Here is a 15,473-nt window from a genome sequence, read left to right on the forward strand (position 1 = left end):
TTCGAGAAATGGAAGAGTAATTCCCACTCTCTAAAGCCATCCGAACATAATTCCTTTTTACTTCCTCTAAGGCTTCAATCTTTTTTGACATGGAACAGCCCTCCAAAATCCCTCTGTATTTATGGTTCTAGTGTACTGTTTTAGGTACAAAAGTGTCCAAAGGAATTAGGGGGTCGTAAAGTGATTGCATCATTTTCCGGATAATTGCGTCGTTTTTTAAATTATTGCGTCCTTTCAGGTGGTAATTGCGTCTTTTAACATAAATTGGAATTAAAGACCCAACCCAAACAAAAAAAACACGACAACCCCTAAAGGTCATCGTGTCCTATTTATCTAATCAAGAATTGTTATAAGATTTACGCTTGCTTGAAGATTGTGGTCTGCCGCCGCCAGTACGGTTGCGGTCTCCGCCACGGCTTCCGCCTCCGCGATTTCCACCGCCGCTGCGTGAAGATCCACCGCGACTTCCACTGCGAGCTCCACCTTTGTATCCACCGCCGCGATTTCCGCCACCACGATTTCCGCCGCCGCCTCTTGATGGCAATGGGCGTTCTTCCGTGATTTCAACAGGAGTAGTATCCGGCTCTTTCGTCAATACACGGATTGCTGCAGCAACTGCTTGAACAGAATCGTGATCTCCTAGGAATTCTTCTGCTAATGGATAGTAATCTTTAAGATCGCTTTCCTTCGCAGCTTCAACCAGCTTCTCTAGTGCCAAGCGTTGCTGACCTTCAAGTGCTTCGTTTAAGCTAGGTGGCTTAAGGGCCGTCATTTTTTTCTTCGTTGTTTGTTCAACGATCTTCAGGTAACCCATTTCTCTTGGTGTAACAAAAGTGATGGACATACCTTTCTTACCTGCACGACCTGTACGTCCGATACGGTGAACGTAGCTTTCAGGGTCTTGAGGAATATCAAAGTTGTAAACATGCGTTACGCCTGAGATATCTAATCCACGGGCAGCAACGTCTGTTGCGATCAGGATGTCGATGCGTCCTTCTTTGAATTTCTTAAGGACCGTCATACGACGGGCTTGAGAAAGATCTCCGTGAATACCTTCTGCAAGGTAGCCGCGGATGCTAAGAGCACGAGCTAATTCGTCTACTCTGCGTTTTGTACGGCCGAATACAATCGCAAGTTCAGGTGATTGTACGTCGATTAAACGGGAAAGTGTATCGAATTTTTCTTTTTCGCTTACTTTTGTATAAAATTGTTCGATATTCGAAACCGTTACTTCTTTTGATTTCACCTTGATTACTTCCGGCTCTGTCATGAAACGGTTCGCAATGCGACGGATCGGATCCGGCATTGTGGCAGAGAATAGAAGTGTTTGTCTTGTGCTTGGTACAGTCTCAAGGATGCTTTCGATGTCTTCGATGAAGCCCATGTTCAGCATTTCGTCTGCTTCGTCAAGTACTAAAGTTTCAACGTTTTCAAGGTTGAGTGTTTTACGTTTAATATGGTCAAGTAGACGACCTGGTGTACCGACGATGATATGAGGGTTCTTTTTCATCGCACGGATTTGACGCTGGATGTCCTGACCTCCATATACGGATAGGACGCGGGCACGCTTGTCAGCTCCGATACGGTATAACTCTTCAGAAACTTGGATCGCAAGTTCACGTGTTGGTGCAATGATAAGGGCCTGGACTTTAGGGTTCTTGACATCGATCTTCTCGATCATCGGAATACCGAATGCTGTCGTTTTCCCTGTTCCTGTTTGTGCCTGACCGATGATATCCTTACCTTCTAAACCGACTGGAATCGTACTTGCCTGAATTGGTGTTGCTTCTTCAAAGCCCATACGTTTGATTGATTTCAACGTAGATGCGCTTAAGTTTAAATCTGCAAACTTAGTCAATGTTACATTCTCCTTTAATTTACATCTTTTATAACTAATCAATATCTGATTATATTTTTAGGTCGGAACGAAATCTTACCCACCGAAAGACTTCGGTATCTAATCTAAAACCGTCTATATGAGATGTTTAGTTTTATGTTTGGTACAAAAAAATACACTCTTCAAAATAGAAGAGCTAGCACGTCCAACAAATTAAGAACTATGTTGTAGTTATGTTACCACTTCTAGAAATGAATTTCAATCTAATGTCAAATAGTCAATCTATTCAATTTGAAGGAATTGGTAGATCTTATCAAAAAGTTCGTGCTTATCTTGGCTGTGACATATCAAGTGTTTGGCTTCAGGGGAATAAAATAGGTTTTTCTTCTTTGAGGAAATAGTCTCATATATATATTTCGCAGCTTTAGGGGGGACTATTCCATCATTCTTTCCTTGGGCGATAAAGGTTGGGATGCTTACCTCCCGAAGGAGCGGACGAGCAATACGGACGACTTTCCTGAATTCGTATGTGGACAGGATCGGGGTTTGGGTCACTTTGAATTTGTACCGTTTGTACAGCTCATTTTCCAGTATATTTCCCTGTATTCCTTCTTTAATTAAATTTCCAATATCTTTCAGTAATTGCTTGGCATTTATATAATAGGCCGCCGCACTTAACAGGACGAGCTTATCTACATCATATTTGACCGAAAGATACGAGGCAATCAATCCGCCCATTGAGAATCCGATTACGTACACTTCGTCACATGTGTCCAACAGGGCTTTCAGCTCGGACTCGGCATGTTCGATCCACTCGATATGCTTAATCCCTTTCAGTTCGAGGGTTTCCCCATGACCCGGAAGAGTCGGCACGACGATTTTCCAATCGGTTCTGTCCTGGAGGAATTCAGCCAGGGGTTCTACTTCAAACGGACTCCCGGTGAAACCATGGATTAATAAACAACCGATCATGTTATCCCCTCTTACTTATTAAAAGGTAGGGAGCGAGCCACTCTCCCGGCTTAAGCTCATTTTGCTCATTTCAATGAAGGTTTAAACTTATCCCTTTAATCCTTCAATGATTTCTTCCAGTTTCATTCCTCTGGAAGCCTTAAATAGAATCAATTCATCCCCTTTGATCAAGGAAGACAGTTCCTGAGCCAGACTCTCTTTGTCCATAAAAGAGTGCACGCGCTCTTCAGGGAAATTCTCGAGTGCCCCTTTTGCGATGAACGTTCCAAGCCTACCAAACGTGAACACTTGCTGAACCTTTTCCTGATCGATCAAGCGTCCGATCTCTTGATGGAATTCTTCTTCGTCATCTCCAAGTTCGAGCATATCACCGAGGACAAGGATTTTTGTGCGGAATCCTTCCAGCTCTGACACCAGTCCGATGGCCGCTTTCATGGAAGTGGGGCTCGCATTATAGGCATCGTTGATGATGCTTTCGCCTTTCTTCCCTTCCACCATTTCCATCCTCATCTGAGTCAGCTTCAATGATCGCAGGCCTTCTTTCATTTCATCCACACTGAGTCCGAAATGACGGGCGATCAGGATACCGGCCAGGGCGTTATGGATATTATGCTGTCCCAATACAGGCAGGAAGAACGTTTCGCCTTCAGCAACAGAAGTCTCAAAATAACTTCCTTGATTGTTCATTTCGATCTTTGTCGGGTAAATATTATTGGATTCACTTCTTCCGAATGTCTCCATATTCTTGATGCCAATTCCCTTCACGCCTTCCTGCAGAAGCGGTTCATCTCCGTAGTAGGCAAACAGCCCGTCAGGTTTAAGGCCTTTGACAATCTCGAGCTTTGCCTTGGCGATGCCTTCACGGGAGCCAAGATCCTGAAGATGGGATTCTCCGATGTTCGTGATGATGGCAGCATCAGGCTGAGAAATGTTAGATAGGAGCTCGATCTCGCCAAATCCGCTCATCCCCATTTCAAGTACAGCCACTTCCGAGTCCTGTGGCAGGGAAAGGATCGTTAACGGCAGACCGATATGGTTATTATAATTCCCCTGTGTTTTATGCACTCGGTACTTTACGGATAACAGATTGGCCACAATATCCTTGGTCGTCGTTTTCCCGTTGCTTCCTGTAATACCGATCACCTTTAGATCCAGCTCATGGCGGTACTTGTTCGCTAAAGCCTGAAGGGCAAGAAGTGGGTCCTCCACTACGATGACCGGAATGTCCTCCGGGGGATTAGGGACATTGATATCCCATAAGGCAACGGATGCTCCATTGTCGATCGCCTGACGGACGAACTCGTGACCGTCGACGTTTTCTCCTTTAAAAGGAACAAATAGGTTGCCACTCCCGATTTTTCTCGTATCGATGGAAACGCCTTTTACAATCACCGGATCAAATGCAGAAGGGTCATTTTTCACATCAAGCATGGTACAGATCTCTCTAATCGTCTTTTCGAACATTCGTTTTCTCCTTTTACTCATTATTCATCAAAATAGACCAGGGACTGCCTCTAGATGTGGTCAGTCCCAAGTTGTTTACATTGTATGTTTAATCGTTTGTTTGTCTTGATAGCGTTCCAAACCAAGCTCCACGAGTTTCCCGATCAGAGTAGGATAATCGACTCCAGTGTGTTTCCAGAGAAGCGGGAACATGCTGTACGGTGTGAAACCTGGCATCGTGTTCACTTCGTTCATGTAAATCTGACCGTCTTCCGTCAAGAAGAAGTCTGCACGCACAAGTCCTGAACAATCCAGGGCTTTGTATGACTGAATCGCAATTTCCTTCATGTCATTGTAGATGCTTCCTTCTACTTCTGCAGGAATGATGAGGGCTGTATCCCCATCTTCATATTTGGCTTTATAATCGTAGAAATCTTTCTTAGGTACGATCTCTCCTGCCACGGAGCATTCGGGCTGATCGTTGCCAAGTACGCCAAGCTCGATTTCCCGGGCCTTCACGCCTTCTTCAATGATGATCTTACGGTCGAATTGGAACGCTTCTTTAAAAGCCGTCTCCAGTTCTTCACGGGACGTGCACTTGCTGATTCCAACAGACGAACCCAGGTTTGCCGGCTTCACGAAACAAGGATACCCAATCTCATCTTCCACTTGCTTATAAGCAGCGTCAGGGTTCCCCTTCCACGTACTGCGGATGAACCACGTGTAGTTGACTTGAGGAATGCCAGCCTGAGCAAATAGATTCTTCATGATGACTTTATCCATTCCGGCAGATGAAGCAAGGACACCGTTTCCTACGTATGGAAGATTCAATAGCTCAAGCATGCCTTGAACCGTTCCATCTTCACCATTCGGTCCGTGAAGCAATGGGAAGATCATGTCATAGCCTTCCGATTCAGAAGGAGCGATGGACGTACTCAACGCATTGGGAGCAATTTCTTCCCCTTCTTTAAATTGCAATGCTTTCACATCTTCAACAGGGGCATTCAATTGTGGTCCTTTTATCCAATTACCTTCCGTCGAAATAAAAATTGGGTGGATTTCATATTTATTTAAGTCCAGGGCACCGATCACGGCCTTGGCTGTTTGCAGGGAAACATTATGTTCAGCGGATTTACCGCCGTACAGTAAGCACAACTTCGTTTTCATGTATTTCGTTACCTCCAATATTCACAATAGATGTTTCTATTTTATCACTTTCACCGGAAAGGGAAAGAATGATTCCTTTGGAAAATAAAAATTACCACATTTGTCTTGATTCAAATGGCATTAGGATTACGGCCCATTATATATGTATGCAAACGAAAACCAGTCCGGCGACAGTTCTTTCAATTATTATTCTGAATACACTTAAGATTTCGCCTATTTAAAAAGCTATTAAGTTATCACTCTATTAGGTGTATAATCCTCGTATTAAAAACATTTGTACTTTCAAGGAGGACACCCAGATGAGAAAGCTCGGTTTACTGCCTAAGATCCTTTTAGGTATCGCGTTAGGTATTGTCATTGGAGCATATGCACCAGAATGGTTTGTAAAAATCTTCGCTACATTCAATGGACTATTCGGTAATTTCCTCGGATTTGCGATTCCATTGATCATCATCGGCTTTATCGCTCCGGGGATTGGCTCCATGGGTAAAGGTGCAGGGAAACTTCTTGGATTGACCACTGCCCTTGCGTATGGTTCCACCGTATTAGCCGGCTTACTCGCCTTTACGGTTGCGAAGTCTATTTACCCAACTTTACTCGCTAATCAAACGTCCCAATCATTTGAAAACCCCGAAGAAGCTCTTCTTAAAGGGTTCTTCACAGTGGACATGCCTCCGATCATGGGCGTGATGTCGGCACTTCTCATCGCGTTCACCATTGGACTGGGAATGGCCGCCATTAAAGGGGATACCCTTCAAAAAGGGATGGATGAATTCAGGAACATCGTGGAACTCGTCATTGAAAAGATCATCATTCCTCTATTACCGATTCATATCCTTGGGATCTTTGCCAATATGACACAAGGTGGACAAGTGAGTGCCATTATGTCTGTATTCGCAAAAGTTTTTGTCATGATCATTCTTTTACATCTTGTCTTTTTAGTCATTCAATATACAGCTGCCGGTACACTGAGAAAGCAAAATCCGCTTTCCATGATGAAAGGGATGCTCCCTGCTTATTTCACGGCACTCGGAACACAGTCATCGGCATCAACGATTCCCGTCACTCTTGAACGTTCCAAAAAAATCGGTTCAAGAGAACGGATTGCAGACTTCTCTGTCCCGCTCCTTGCCACCATTCATTTATCAGGAAGCACTATCACACTCGTCAGCTGCGCCATGGCAGTCATGTTCATCCAGGGTGAAGCTCTGCAATTCACTCAGCTGTTCCCATTCATTTTGATGCTCGGCATTACGATGATTGCAGCACCTGGTGTTCCCGGTGGAGCCGTTATGGCAGCCCTTGGATTACTTGAAACGATGCTTGGATTCGGACCGACTATGACGTCTCTCATGATTGCCCTTTACCTTGCACAGGACAGCTTCGGAACTGCCTGCAACGTAACAGGCGACGGTGCCATCACATCCATCGTCGACAAACTGACCCAAAAGAAAAAAGCACGGGTCTCGTCCATCAAAGCAAGTTAACCAAACAGAGGTCCGTCCCTCACTTTAGAGGGACGGACCTCTGTTTTTTCTTACTATTTATTCTGATTATTCAGGGTATTTTCTGTATAATGGAAATAGTAACACAATAAAGGAGTGCTCATGAATTGAAATTAACTGGTCAGCGTGTAACACTTAGAAAAATAGAAGAGAGAGACCTTCCCCGTCTTTGGGACTATATTTACGGCGACCCTTCCCCCGAGTGGAAAAAATGGGATGCCCCTTATTTTAAACATACGTACGTCCCCTTTGAAGAGTATATGGAATCATCCATCAGAAACAAAAGTCGCAGCGATGAGTTCCAACGGGTCATCGAGGTCGATGGTACCATCATCGGAACCGTCGGATACTATTGGGATTACGAGCCCACCAGATGGCTTGAAGCGGGAATCGTCATCTACGATCCTGCCTATTGGAACGGTGGATATGGAACCGAAGCCTTATCCCTATGGGTCGATCACCTCTTTATGACGAAGGAAATCGGGCGGGTCGGCATCACGACGTGGTCAGGGAATGAACGGATGATGAAGGCTGCAGAGAAAATCGGGATGCAGCTTGAAGGACGTATGAGAAAATGCCGGTACTACAATGGTGTTTATTATGACTCCATACGCATGGGCATGATCAGGGAAGAATGGGAAGAAAAACGCTCTCTCTAAAAAGGAGTCCCACTATGAAAACAATCATCTTAGTCGGTGGCGGACACAGCCACCTCCACTGCATAAAAAAGAGTCAACATCAGGAGAAACACGTGAAATGGGTCCTCATTTCCTCCTCCCGTTATCAATATTATTCAGGAATGTTCTCCGGGTACTCGGAAGGGATCTATTCATTGGAAGAAACCCGGATCGATTTAGAGACCTTATGTAAGGCCGCCGGCTGTGACTTTGTCGAGAGTACCGTTCTCTCCATCGATCCCGATCAGCAGCATCTGTTAACAGACAAAGGGGAGATCTTTACCTACGATTTTGTTTCATTCGACATTGGCTCCCGAAATGACTCAATGGAGATCAAAGGCTTACATAAACACAACCTGCCTATCAAACCAAATTACCGATTCCCCGAGCAAATCCGAAAACTGCAGAAAAGCAGAAAAACCATTTTCATCGGTGGCGGTGCAGCAAGTATTGAAATGGCATTATCCCTGAAAGCATGGAAAAGGGACAAAGGGTACGACAATCATGCTGTCACAGTCGTCCACTCCTCTCCACTGTTAGAAAAAGCAGGTATCTTTTCGTCTAAAAAAATGACGGAAATCGCCATTGCAAAAGGCATCGACCTGCATCCAGGGCGTGTGACGAAAGTAGAGGAGGCCCAACTGTATACAGATAAAGGGGAGATCTTCGATTATGAAGAAGTGATTTTCTTAGGAGGACCTAAAGCACCTCCCCTATTCGGGAGCAGTGTATTGCCAACAGATGAACAAGGATATCTGCTCGTGAACAGCTACCTTCAATCAGTGGAATACCCAAACGTGTTCGGTACCGGTGATTGCGCTACCTTACAAGACTTTCCCGATGTTCCTAAAAACGGCGTAACAGCCGTCAGACAAGGGCCCGTCCTATGGGAAAACCTCAAAGGCGCCGCAGCCAATGGGAAAATCATTCCCTTTGAGCCCCAGAAACGATATCTCGCCATCATGTCTGTCGGGGACAAGCACGGCTTCCTAACCTATGGATCCTTTTCATTGGTCAGCGGATGGGCCTGGCGGCTGAAGAATTGGATCGATCAGCGGTTTATAGGGAAATATGGAGAGCGTTAAGCTGCTCACCAAAAAAACACGACCACTTCCCAGCAGTCGTGCGCTTTAAACACCTTATCTAAACAATTCCACATACTTCTTACTAATCACAGGCAATACCCCGTCGAACAGCTTCTCTCTCCAGTACAGGTCCGCTGTCTGCTGGACGGCTGCTGCGTGATTCGGGTAAGGATAGACCATGTTGGAAAGGGCACCGATCTTGCTTCCCTTTTCCATTGCGAACACGACCGGCTGCATCCAGTCCCCTGCACCGGCGCCGACTGCGTGGGCACCGAGGATCTTGCCTTTCGGGTCTGTGATGATTTTGACAAGTCCCTCTGTCCTCTGATCTGCCACAAACCGGTCGACCTCGTCTAACGTTTTCTTATAGACCTTGTATTCCATTCCTTTTCCCACCACTTCTTCCTCGGTCAAGCCGATATGAAAGATTTCCGGTGTCGTATAGGTTGTCCAGGGCAGCTTGTTATAAGAGACATTTCGTTTCAATCCGAATACGGCGTTTTGGACGACCAGCTTCCCTTCCATTCCGGCACCGTGGGTAAATGGATAGCGCCCGTTCACATCTCCTATGGCGAAAATATGGGATTGACTCGTTCTTAGTTCATCATTCACTTTGATGAATCCCCGGTCGTCTGTCTCAACTCCGGCACTGGAAAGATTCAAGGATTCTGTACCCGGCTTGCGACCTGTCGCGAGAAATAAAAGGTCCCCCTCAACCGACTGCTCTTCTCCATCTTTTACGTAATGAACCACCTTCTGTCCATCCCGCTTGGACACCCATTTGATTTCCGCTCCAAACACAAACTGAATATCCTTTTCCAATAACCCGGTGGCCACTTCCCGGATTTCTTTATCTTCTTTCACCAGGATTTCATCGTGCTGTTCCAGGATCATGGCTTCTGAGCCTAAATGGGAGAAAGCCTGTGCCAGTTCAAGACCGATTGGACCTCCGCCGATGAAGACCACCCGGCGGGGGAGTTCCTCCACTTCGAATACTGTTTCATTCGTATGGTATTCAACATCAGCAAGGCCATCGATTTCCGGGATAAGGGGACTTGACCCTGTCGCCACAACCACCCTCTTCCCGGAGATCCGGTCCTCTTTCTCCACCAAAATAGTATGGGGATCCAGAAACTCGGCTGCTCCGAAATAAATATCGACCCCAAGCTCCAGGAAGCGCTCGGGATCATCGTGCTGTTGAATGTGAGAAATGGCTCCTTTGACTCGTTCTCTTACCTTCTTCATATCGACAGATCCTTTTGTTTCGAATCCGTAATCCCCGGCGGCACGTATGGTCGCCACTTCTCTTGCCGATTGGATGAATGCCTTGGACGGAACACAGCCAAAGTGAAGGCAATCCCCGCCCAGAAGACCGCTTTTTTCAACAAGAGCCACTTTTGCTCCCAGTGAAGCAGCCCCCGAGGCGACGGTCAATCCGCCTGCCCCTCCTCCTATGACAATTAAATCGTATTGTTCCATCTGAATCTCTCCTTATGAAAGTAGTCGTTTGGCTTCTAGAAATCGTTGGATACCCGTGTATAACTCCACTGCAAAAAACAGGAGAGTGGTCCACAAGACAATCGATGGAAATATCATCATAAGGCTGAACAGGATGAATCCTTCCGTTCTTTCAGCCAGTCCCGCTTGGTAATAGAAGGACTTCATACCCTGCTTCTCTGATACAGCTCCCACGGTCAGGAAAATGGTCATGGAAATGATGATGGAGACACTGAGTAAAAGGAGGGCCCACATGATGTCAGGATGAAGGAAAGCAACCCCGAGGATGACACTGATTTCAACGATCCGATCAAACGTGACATCCATGACGGTGCCAAAGGGAGATGGCTTGGTCAATCGGGCCATGGTTCCATCCACGGCGTCCAGGAATCCCGACAACCATAATAAAAGGACGGCCATGATCGGGAAACCCAGGTAATAGACCAGACCTGTCACAGAACCTATGATGAAGGCGGTGACCGTTACTTGATTGGCCGTTAATCCTTTGTTCAGGAACAGACGCGCCGTCCCCTCTATACTTGGCTGCACCCACTTGCGGGCATGCGTGTCTAACATGTACTTCCCATCCTTTACTTATCTTCTTTGCCCGATAATCCAAGCCATGCTTTCATCTTCTTTTTAAAAATGAGTGGTACGATGATCATGGCCAAGAAAAACGCAATGGCAATATATAAATTCGTCCGATCTTCTTCTACCAAGCTTGACCCTAAAAAGACATAGCCAAACGTTCCTGGTAATATTCCGATGGCAGTGGCGAGAATGAATGGAAGGTATCTCACTTTCCCCATTCCGGCCAGGTAACTGATCAAATCAAAGTTCAAGAACGGCACCAGACGCAATACAAGGACATAGATGAAGCCGCTCTCCTCCATCTTTTCCCGTATTTTCACGATGCGGGGTGATGGTCTTTTTAACAGTTTCGCCCCCAGGATGCTTGCTGCATAATAGGCAACCGTCGCACCTCCCAGTGCCCCGAGTACAATATAAAAGAAACCTTCCACCGCACCGAAAGCAAGGCCGGCCGAGAACGATAGGATGGAAGCCGGAAAAAGGATCAATGGGCGGACCGTATAGACGACAATAAATACGATCGGTGCCCAAATGCCGAATGACACGATCCAATCCCTGATATCATGGGGCTTCACATGAAAGAAATGACGGCTAAGCCACATGAGGAACAGTAATATCGCGATGAATAGAATGATCTTGCCGATTTCCTTCTTCTTCAATGTTCTTCCCTCCTATTCCTCGTTCTGAAACGTTTGGATGTTCTCCTCCTTGGCATATACCCAAACCGTCCCATTGGAGGATTCCCGTTCAAGGGGTAGATGGAGTTTCTGTTTCAATTCTTCCACCCATATTTCATAAATGTTCGTTCCTGCTACAAACAGCTTTTGCTGGACCGTGCCCTTCCACTTAGGGTAAGGCAGATCGTGTCCCGAAGAGCTTATGGACAGATGGGAAGCATGAATGAACTGTCTAGGAGACAGTGTGAGTCCGTCACTCATGAAAGAAGCGACGAAGGGGGTGCCCGGGCGATAATAGATTTCCTCCGGTGTCCCCACCTGCAGGAACCGCCCCTCGTGTAATACTGCCACCCGGTCTCCCACCTCATATGCTTCATCTCGGTCATGGGTGACGAACAAGACTGTGGTTCCTTCTTCTTTAAATACGTTCAATACCCATTGCCTCAACTCTCTCCTCAGTTGCAGATCGAGACTGCTGAAAGGTTCGTCTAAGAGTAACAGCTTCGGCTTCAGAATGAGGGAGCGGATAAGGGAAACCCGTTGCTGCTGGCCTCCCGATAGCTCAGAGGGGTAATGATGCGTGACTTCACCTAAACCGACTCTTTGAATATAGTCTTTCGCATTCCTTTTATTTTCACGTTTCTTTTCCCCCCTCATTTCCAGACCGTACATGACGTTTTCAAGAACATTCATATGAGGGAATAACAAAGGCTGCTGAAAGACCATCCCAATCGGGCGGTTTTGAGGCTTGGTTGAACAAATATCGTTACCATCTATTAATACCTTTCCCTTTGGAGTAGATTCTAAGCCTGCGAGAATCCGTAAAAAGGTTGATTTCCCTGAACCCGATGCTCCTACCAATGAGAGGATCTCCCCTTTTTTCAAGGAGAAGGTTACATCATTTAAAATCTCTTTCTCTTTAAAGGTTTTGGACACTCCCTGGATATTTATAAATGGCCTCATTTCCTCCTCCTCCCTCTTGGATGCTGGTAAGGGAGTATGATTTTCAAACACCCCTCAAGTATGATGTATAAGATGATGGGAATAAGGGCGAACACGATGGAGAATGCCGCCATGACCGCTTCATCTGCCGTATCGGTAAATGGGTAGTAGACTATTGCAAGGGTTACGACGTTCCCCCCGCCTATGATTGCCGTCAACACGTATTGACTTAGGGAGATGACAATCGTCAGGAACAATACACTGCGTATGCTTGGAAGGAGCAAAGGCAATTCGATATGGTATAAGCGCTTGATGGCACTCCCTCCCAGGATGTTTGATTGTTCGAGTAATTTCGCACCGATCCGCTCATAGCCTGTTTTAAACATTTTAATGCTGTAAGGAATCGTCGGCACCAGGTGAACGAGGGCGACCCCGAGCCAGTGATCGGAGAGGCCATATCGTATGAAGGTAATATGAAGTCCGATGGCAACGACCAACACAGGAATGAACAGAGGCAGCATCATGAGCGCTTCCATCAACGCTTTTCCCCTGAAAGAAGAAAAGGAGAACACTTTTCCCGCTGTGATGCCGATCAGAAGATTGAGACCCAACACGACTGCTGCAATCCATACCGACACCCCTACTGAATTCAGAAACTTCCCTTCGTTCATCAAGAGTTCCCACGCCCTTACGCTTGGTTCACCCAGAGCAGGACTCCCCCATGCCGCTACACCGTAAAAACTTTTATACCCTAAAAAGAAAAGGGGAAAGACAAAAAGGATAAAGGATATGCTGTAAAATAACGTTTTTTTCATCATGACACCCCTAATTCCCAATCCCTTTAGTAATGTGCATCCGTTTCTTGTTCGTGAAGTAAAGAACGAGCCACATGAGGAAACCGATGCCGAGTCCTGTCATGACAAGGGAGGCAAACGCTAATGGACGGTCACTCCAGTTACCGCTATAAAACCAGTCGTATGCAAGGATCGCGAGCATTTGTGGAGACGTTACCCCCAACAAGCGTGGAACTTCAAAGGCGGTAAAGATAAAGGCAAAAAGAATCGCCCCTGTTTCAATGAGGACAGGATAGATAAAGGGCCATTCTGCCACTCTGAACGTTTGATAGAAACCCGCTCCCAATAACGAAGCGACCTCTTTATACCCTTTGGAGAGGGTGGCATACACGGGCAACAGCATCAGGGTCACAAAGGGAACTTCTTTCCACACATAAGTCAATATGATCCCGATCCCACTCCGGTCCTGTACCAATATGGGAAATTGACTGCGATCGTCAATCCAACCCATCACCCCGGCAATACTTGAAGTAAACCCGCTCTGATTAAAGAGTAAGTAAACCAGATACGCCCATACAAAATGGGGGACGAGCATCGGGATCCACACCAGCAGTTTATTCCTGGTTTCCTTTAACAATGGAGAGAAGGTCTTGACGATACCCAATCCAATGAAAAGGGACAGGATCGTTGAGACCGTTGTCACTGTCAGACTGAACAGGACAGATGTGATAAAACGATCTTTCTCAAACAATTCCCGGTAATGTTCGAATGTAAAGACTCCCCCGCCCCTTACACTTTCCATCATCGCAAGAACGATCCCGAGTCCCGGGATCAGGAGGAAAAAGAGGAGGCCCGGCAGGAGGAGAAGTACGTTATTGGCTGGCCACTTCACGTATCCAGTTCTCCTTCAACCATTCAACATAGGCAGCATCAAGCTCACCCTTAAAGTTTTCTTCAAGCTTTGAGGCCTCCAATACACTTTCACCGCGATCGATCTCCATGAATTTCTTCCTCCACTCCTCATCAAGCTTGTCATAGGAAATGGGCGAACTCTCCCCCCAATAATCCGGGTTGAGCTTCTCATACTGCGCTTCCGGGGACATAAACTCATTTATGGCCACCAGGGCACCCTCTTTATTGGGACTATTGAAAGGAATGGCCAGGAAATGAGTGTTCCCGATGGATCCGATGTCACTCAATATGAACGACTTCGTGCTTGCCGGAAACACGCCATCCTTGATCAAATGTTCCGCCCTTGCCTCGTTATATCCCATCGTCATCCATACCTCTTCCTGACTGTACAGCTTATCAAGATCCGTCAAGGTGGATGGATACGTCTCCCCTTTTCGCCACAGATAAGGCTTCATGGTGTTTAATTCGTCCCATACTTCCGCTCCAATTCCTTCCGACTTTTCCTCATCAAACCCGTCCCGGGCCAGATTCGAATCCGTTTTGGCATAGAGGAGATGTCTTAGAAATGCATTCCCAGTGAAGTCACTTGGGCTTGGGTATGTAAATTTCCCGGGATTCTCTTTCATGAATATTTTCAACTCTTCAAAGGTAGCCGGCGGGTTTTTCACTTTTTCACTATTATAGAAAAAAACGAATTGAACTTTTCCCCAAGGGGCTTCGAATCCTTCTGTTTCCGTTCCGAAGTCATATTGAAACGCGTCACTGTCCGTATCATAATAGTTGTTGTAGTTAGGCAATTTGTCAGTAAAGGAACCTGCCAACAGATCTTGTTCTTTCGCATTTTTAAAATTTTCACCGTTGACCCAGACGATGTCGATCGTTCCCTTTTCTTTTCCTGCCCGCTTCTCGGTTTGCAGCTTCTGCAGGATTTCAGGTGTGTCTAAAGGTACCCTGTTCAATTCGATATTGTTCTTTTCTTTTAACATGGGGGCCATGACCTCATCGATATATCGATTGATCCCGTCATCCCCTCCCCACATGAACATATTCACTGTGGTCCCTTCTGCTTTCGACGTGATCGTTCCCCACTCTTCATCAGGAATTTCCCCGCTATTGTTTGCATTTGTCGAACCGCAAGCCGATACTAATAGTAAGGATAATACGCTTACAATAGCTAACCATATTCTCATCCATCCTGCTCCTCTGCGCTTTTCTATAATTATATAGTACTAAACCGTATAATATAAAAAAGTAATCTGCCTTACATATGTAAATGAATGCCCGAATAGTGGGTGAAAGAAACCGGAAAAGCACATCCCCCATGCCTTCCGTGCTCATCTTCTCCGAAGGCTTGTAACCTTTTTGATCAAACTC

Annotated in this window: 14 protein-coding genes; 3 read left to right on the forward strand and 11 right to left on the reverse strand. The window is 46.1% G+C overall.

Annotation, left to right across the window (positions count from 1 at the left end; all coding sequences use genetic code 11):
• Positions 1 to 337: 337 nt before the first annotated feature.
• The 4 genes from V8G47_RS17445 to V8G47_RS17460 form a co-directional block, all read right to left on the reverse strand.
• Entirely contained in the window at positions 338 to 1,858 is a 1,521-nt protein-coding gene (locus V8G47_RS17445) for a DEAD/DEAH box helicase (protein ID WP_336201203.1), read from the reverse strand.
• A 261-nt stretch (positions 1,859 to 2,119) separates the two neighbouring features.
• Positions 2,120 to 2,809, reverse strand: a complete 690-nt coding sequence (locus V8G47_RS17450; protein WP_336201204.1) for an alpha/beta hydrolase — start codon at positions 2,807 to 2,809, stop codon at positions 2,120 to 2,122.
• A gap of 87 nt (positions 2,810 to 2,896) precedes the next feature.
• Positions 2,897 to 4,273: a UDP-N-acetylmuramoyl-tripeptide--D-alanyl-D-alanine ligase gene (locus tag V8G47_RS17455; protein ID WP_336201205.1), complete on the reverse strand. Its 1,377-nt coding sequence runs from the start codon at positions 4,271 to 4,273 to the stop codon at positions 2,897 to 2,899.
• Between the two features lie 75 nt (positions 4,274 to 4,348).
• On the reverse strand, positions 4,349 to 5,419 hold the full coding sequence (locus tag V8G47_RS17460; protein ID WP_336201206.1) for a D-alanine--D-alanine ligase: 1,071 nt from the start codon (positions 5,417 to 5,419) through the stop codon (positions 4,349 to 4,351).
• A 299-nt stretch (positions 5,420 to 5,718) separates the two neighbouring features.
• Between V8G47_RS17460 and V8G47_RS17465 the strand changes: the two genes are divergently transcribed.
• From V8G47_RS17465 to V8G47_RS17475, 3 genes are all read left to right on the forward strand, one after another.
• Positions 5,719 to 6,906: a dicarboxylate/amino acid:cation symporter gene (locus V8G47_RS17465; RefSeq protein ID WP_336201207.1), complete on the forward strand. Its 1,188-nt coding sequence runs from the start codon at positions 5,719 to 5,721 to the stop codon at positions 6,904 to 6,906.
• 125 nt (positions 6,907 to 7,031) lie between these two features.
• A complete protein-coding gene (locus V8G47_RS17470) occupies positions 7,032 to 7,583 on the forward strand; it encodes a GNAT family N-acetyltransferase (RefSeq protein ID WP_336201208.1) in 552 nt (183 codons plus the stop codon).
• A 14-nt stretch (positions 7,584 to 7,597) separates the two neighbouring features.
• Positions 7,598 to 8,686, forward strand: a complete 1,089-nt coding sequence (locus V8G47_RS17475; protein ID WP_336201209.1) for an NAD(P)/FAD-dependent oxidoreductase — start codon at positions 7,598 to 7,600, stop codon at positions 8,684 to 8,686.
• 54 nt (positions 8,687 to 8,740) lie between these two features.
• Here the strand turns inward: V8G47_RS17475 and V8G47_RS17480 are convergent, their stop codons facing one another.
• From V8G47_RS17480 to V8G47_RS17510, 7 genes are read right to left on the reverse strand one after another with little or no spacing between them, the layout of a single operon-like run.
• On the reverse strand, positions 8,741 to 10,165 hold the full coding sequence (locus tag V8G47_RS17480; RefSeq protein WP_336201210.1) for a dihydrolipoyl dehydrogenase family protein: 1,425 nt from the start codon (positions 10,163 to 10,165) through the stop codon (positions 8,741 to 8,743).
• A 12-nt stretch (positions 10,166 to 10,177) separates the two neighbouring features.
• Positions 10,178 to 10,759: a CDP-alcohol phosphatidyltransferase family protein gene (locus tag V8G47_RS17485; protein WP_034763105.1), complete on the reverse strand. Its 582-nt coding sequence runs from the start codon at positions 10,757 to 10,759 to the stop codon at positions 10,178 to 10,180.
• A 14-nt stretch (positions 10,760 to 10,773) separates the two neighbouring features.
• Entirely contained in the window at positions 10,774 to 11,433 is a 660-nt protein-coding gene (locus V8G47_RS17490) for a TVP38/TMEM64 family protein (protein ID WP_336201211.1), read from the reverse strand.
• A 12-nt stretch (positions 11,434 to 11,445) separates the two neighbouring features.
• Positions 11,446 to 12,414, reverse strand: a complete 969-nt coding sequence (locus V8G47_RS17495; protein ID WP_336201212.1) for an ABC transporter ATP-binding protein — start codon at positions 12,412 to 12,414, stop codon at positions 11,446 to 11,448.
• On the reverse strand, positions 12,411 to 13,208 hold the full coding sequence (locus V8G47_RS17500; protein WP_336201213.1) for an ABC transporter permease: 798 nt from the start codon (positions 13,206 to 13,208) through the stop codon (positions 12,411 to 12,413). The genes V8G47_RS17495 and V8G47_RS17500 overlap by 4 nt, the downstream gene beginning before the upstream one ends.
• Before the next feature lie 10 nt (positions 13,209 to 13,218).
• On the reverse strand, positions 13,219 to 14,079 hold the full coding sequence (locus V8G47_RS17505) for an ABC transporter permease (RefSeq protein ID WP_336201214.1): 861 nt from the start codon (positions 14,077 to 14,079) through the stop codon (positions 13,219 to 13,221).
• Positions 14,060 to 15,289 (reverse strand): ABC transporter substrate-binding protein, encoded by a 1,230-nt coding sequence (locus V8G47_RS17510; RefSeq protein WP_336201215.1) that lies wholly within the window; start codon positions 15,287 to 15,289, stop codon positions 14,060 to 14,062. Before V8G47_RS17510 ends, V8G47_RS17505 begins: the two co-directional genes overlap by 20 nt.
• Between the last annotated feature and the right edge of the window lie 184 nt (positions 15,290 to 15,473).

The organism is Rossellomorea sp. LJF3, from assembly GCF_037046045.1.
Classification (GTDB): domain Bacteria; phylum Bacillota; class Bacilli; order Bacillales; family Bacillaceae_B; genus Rossellomorea.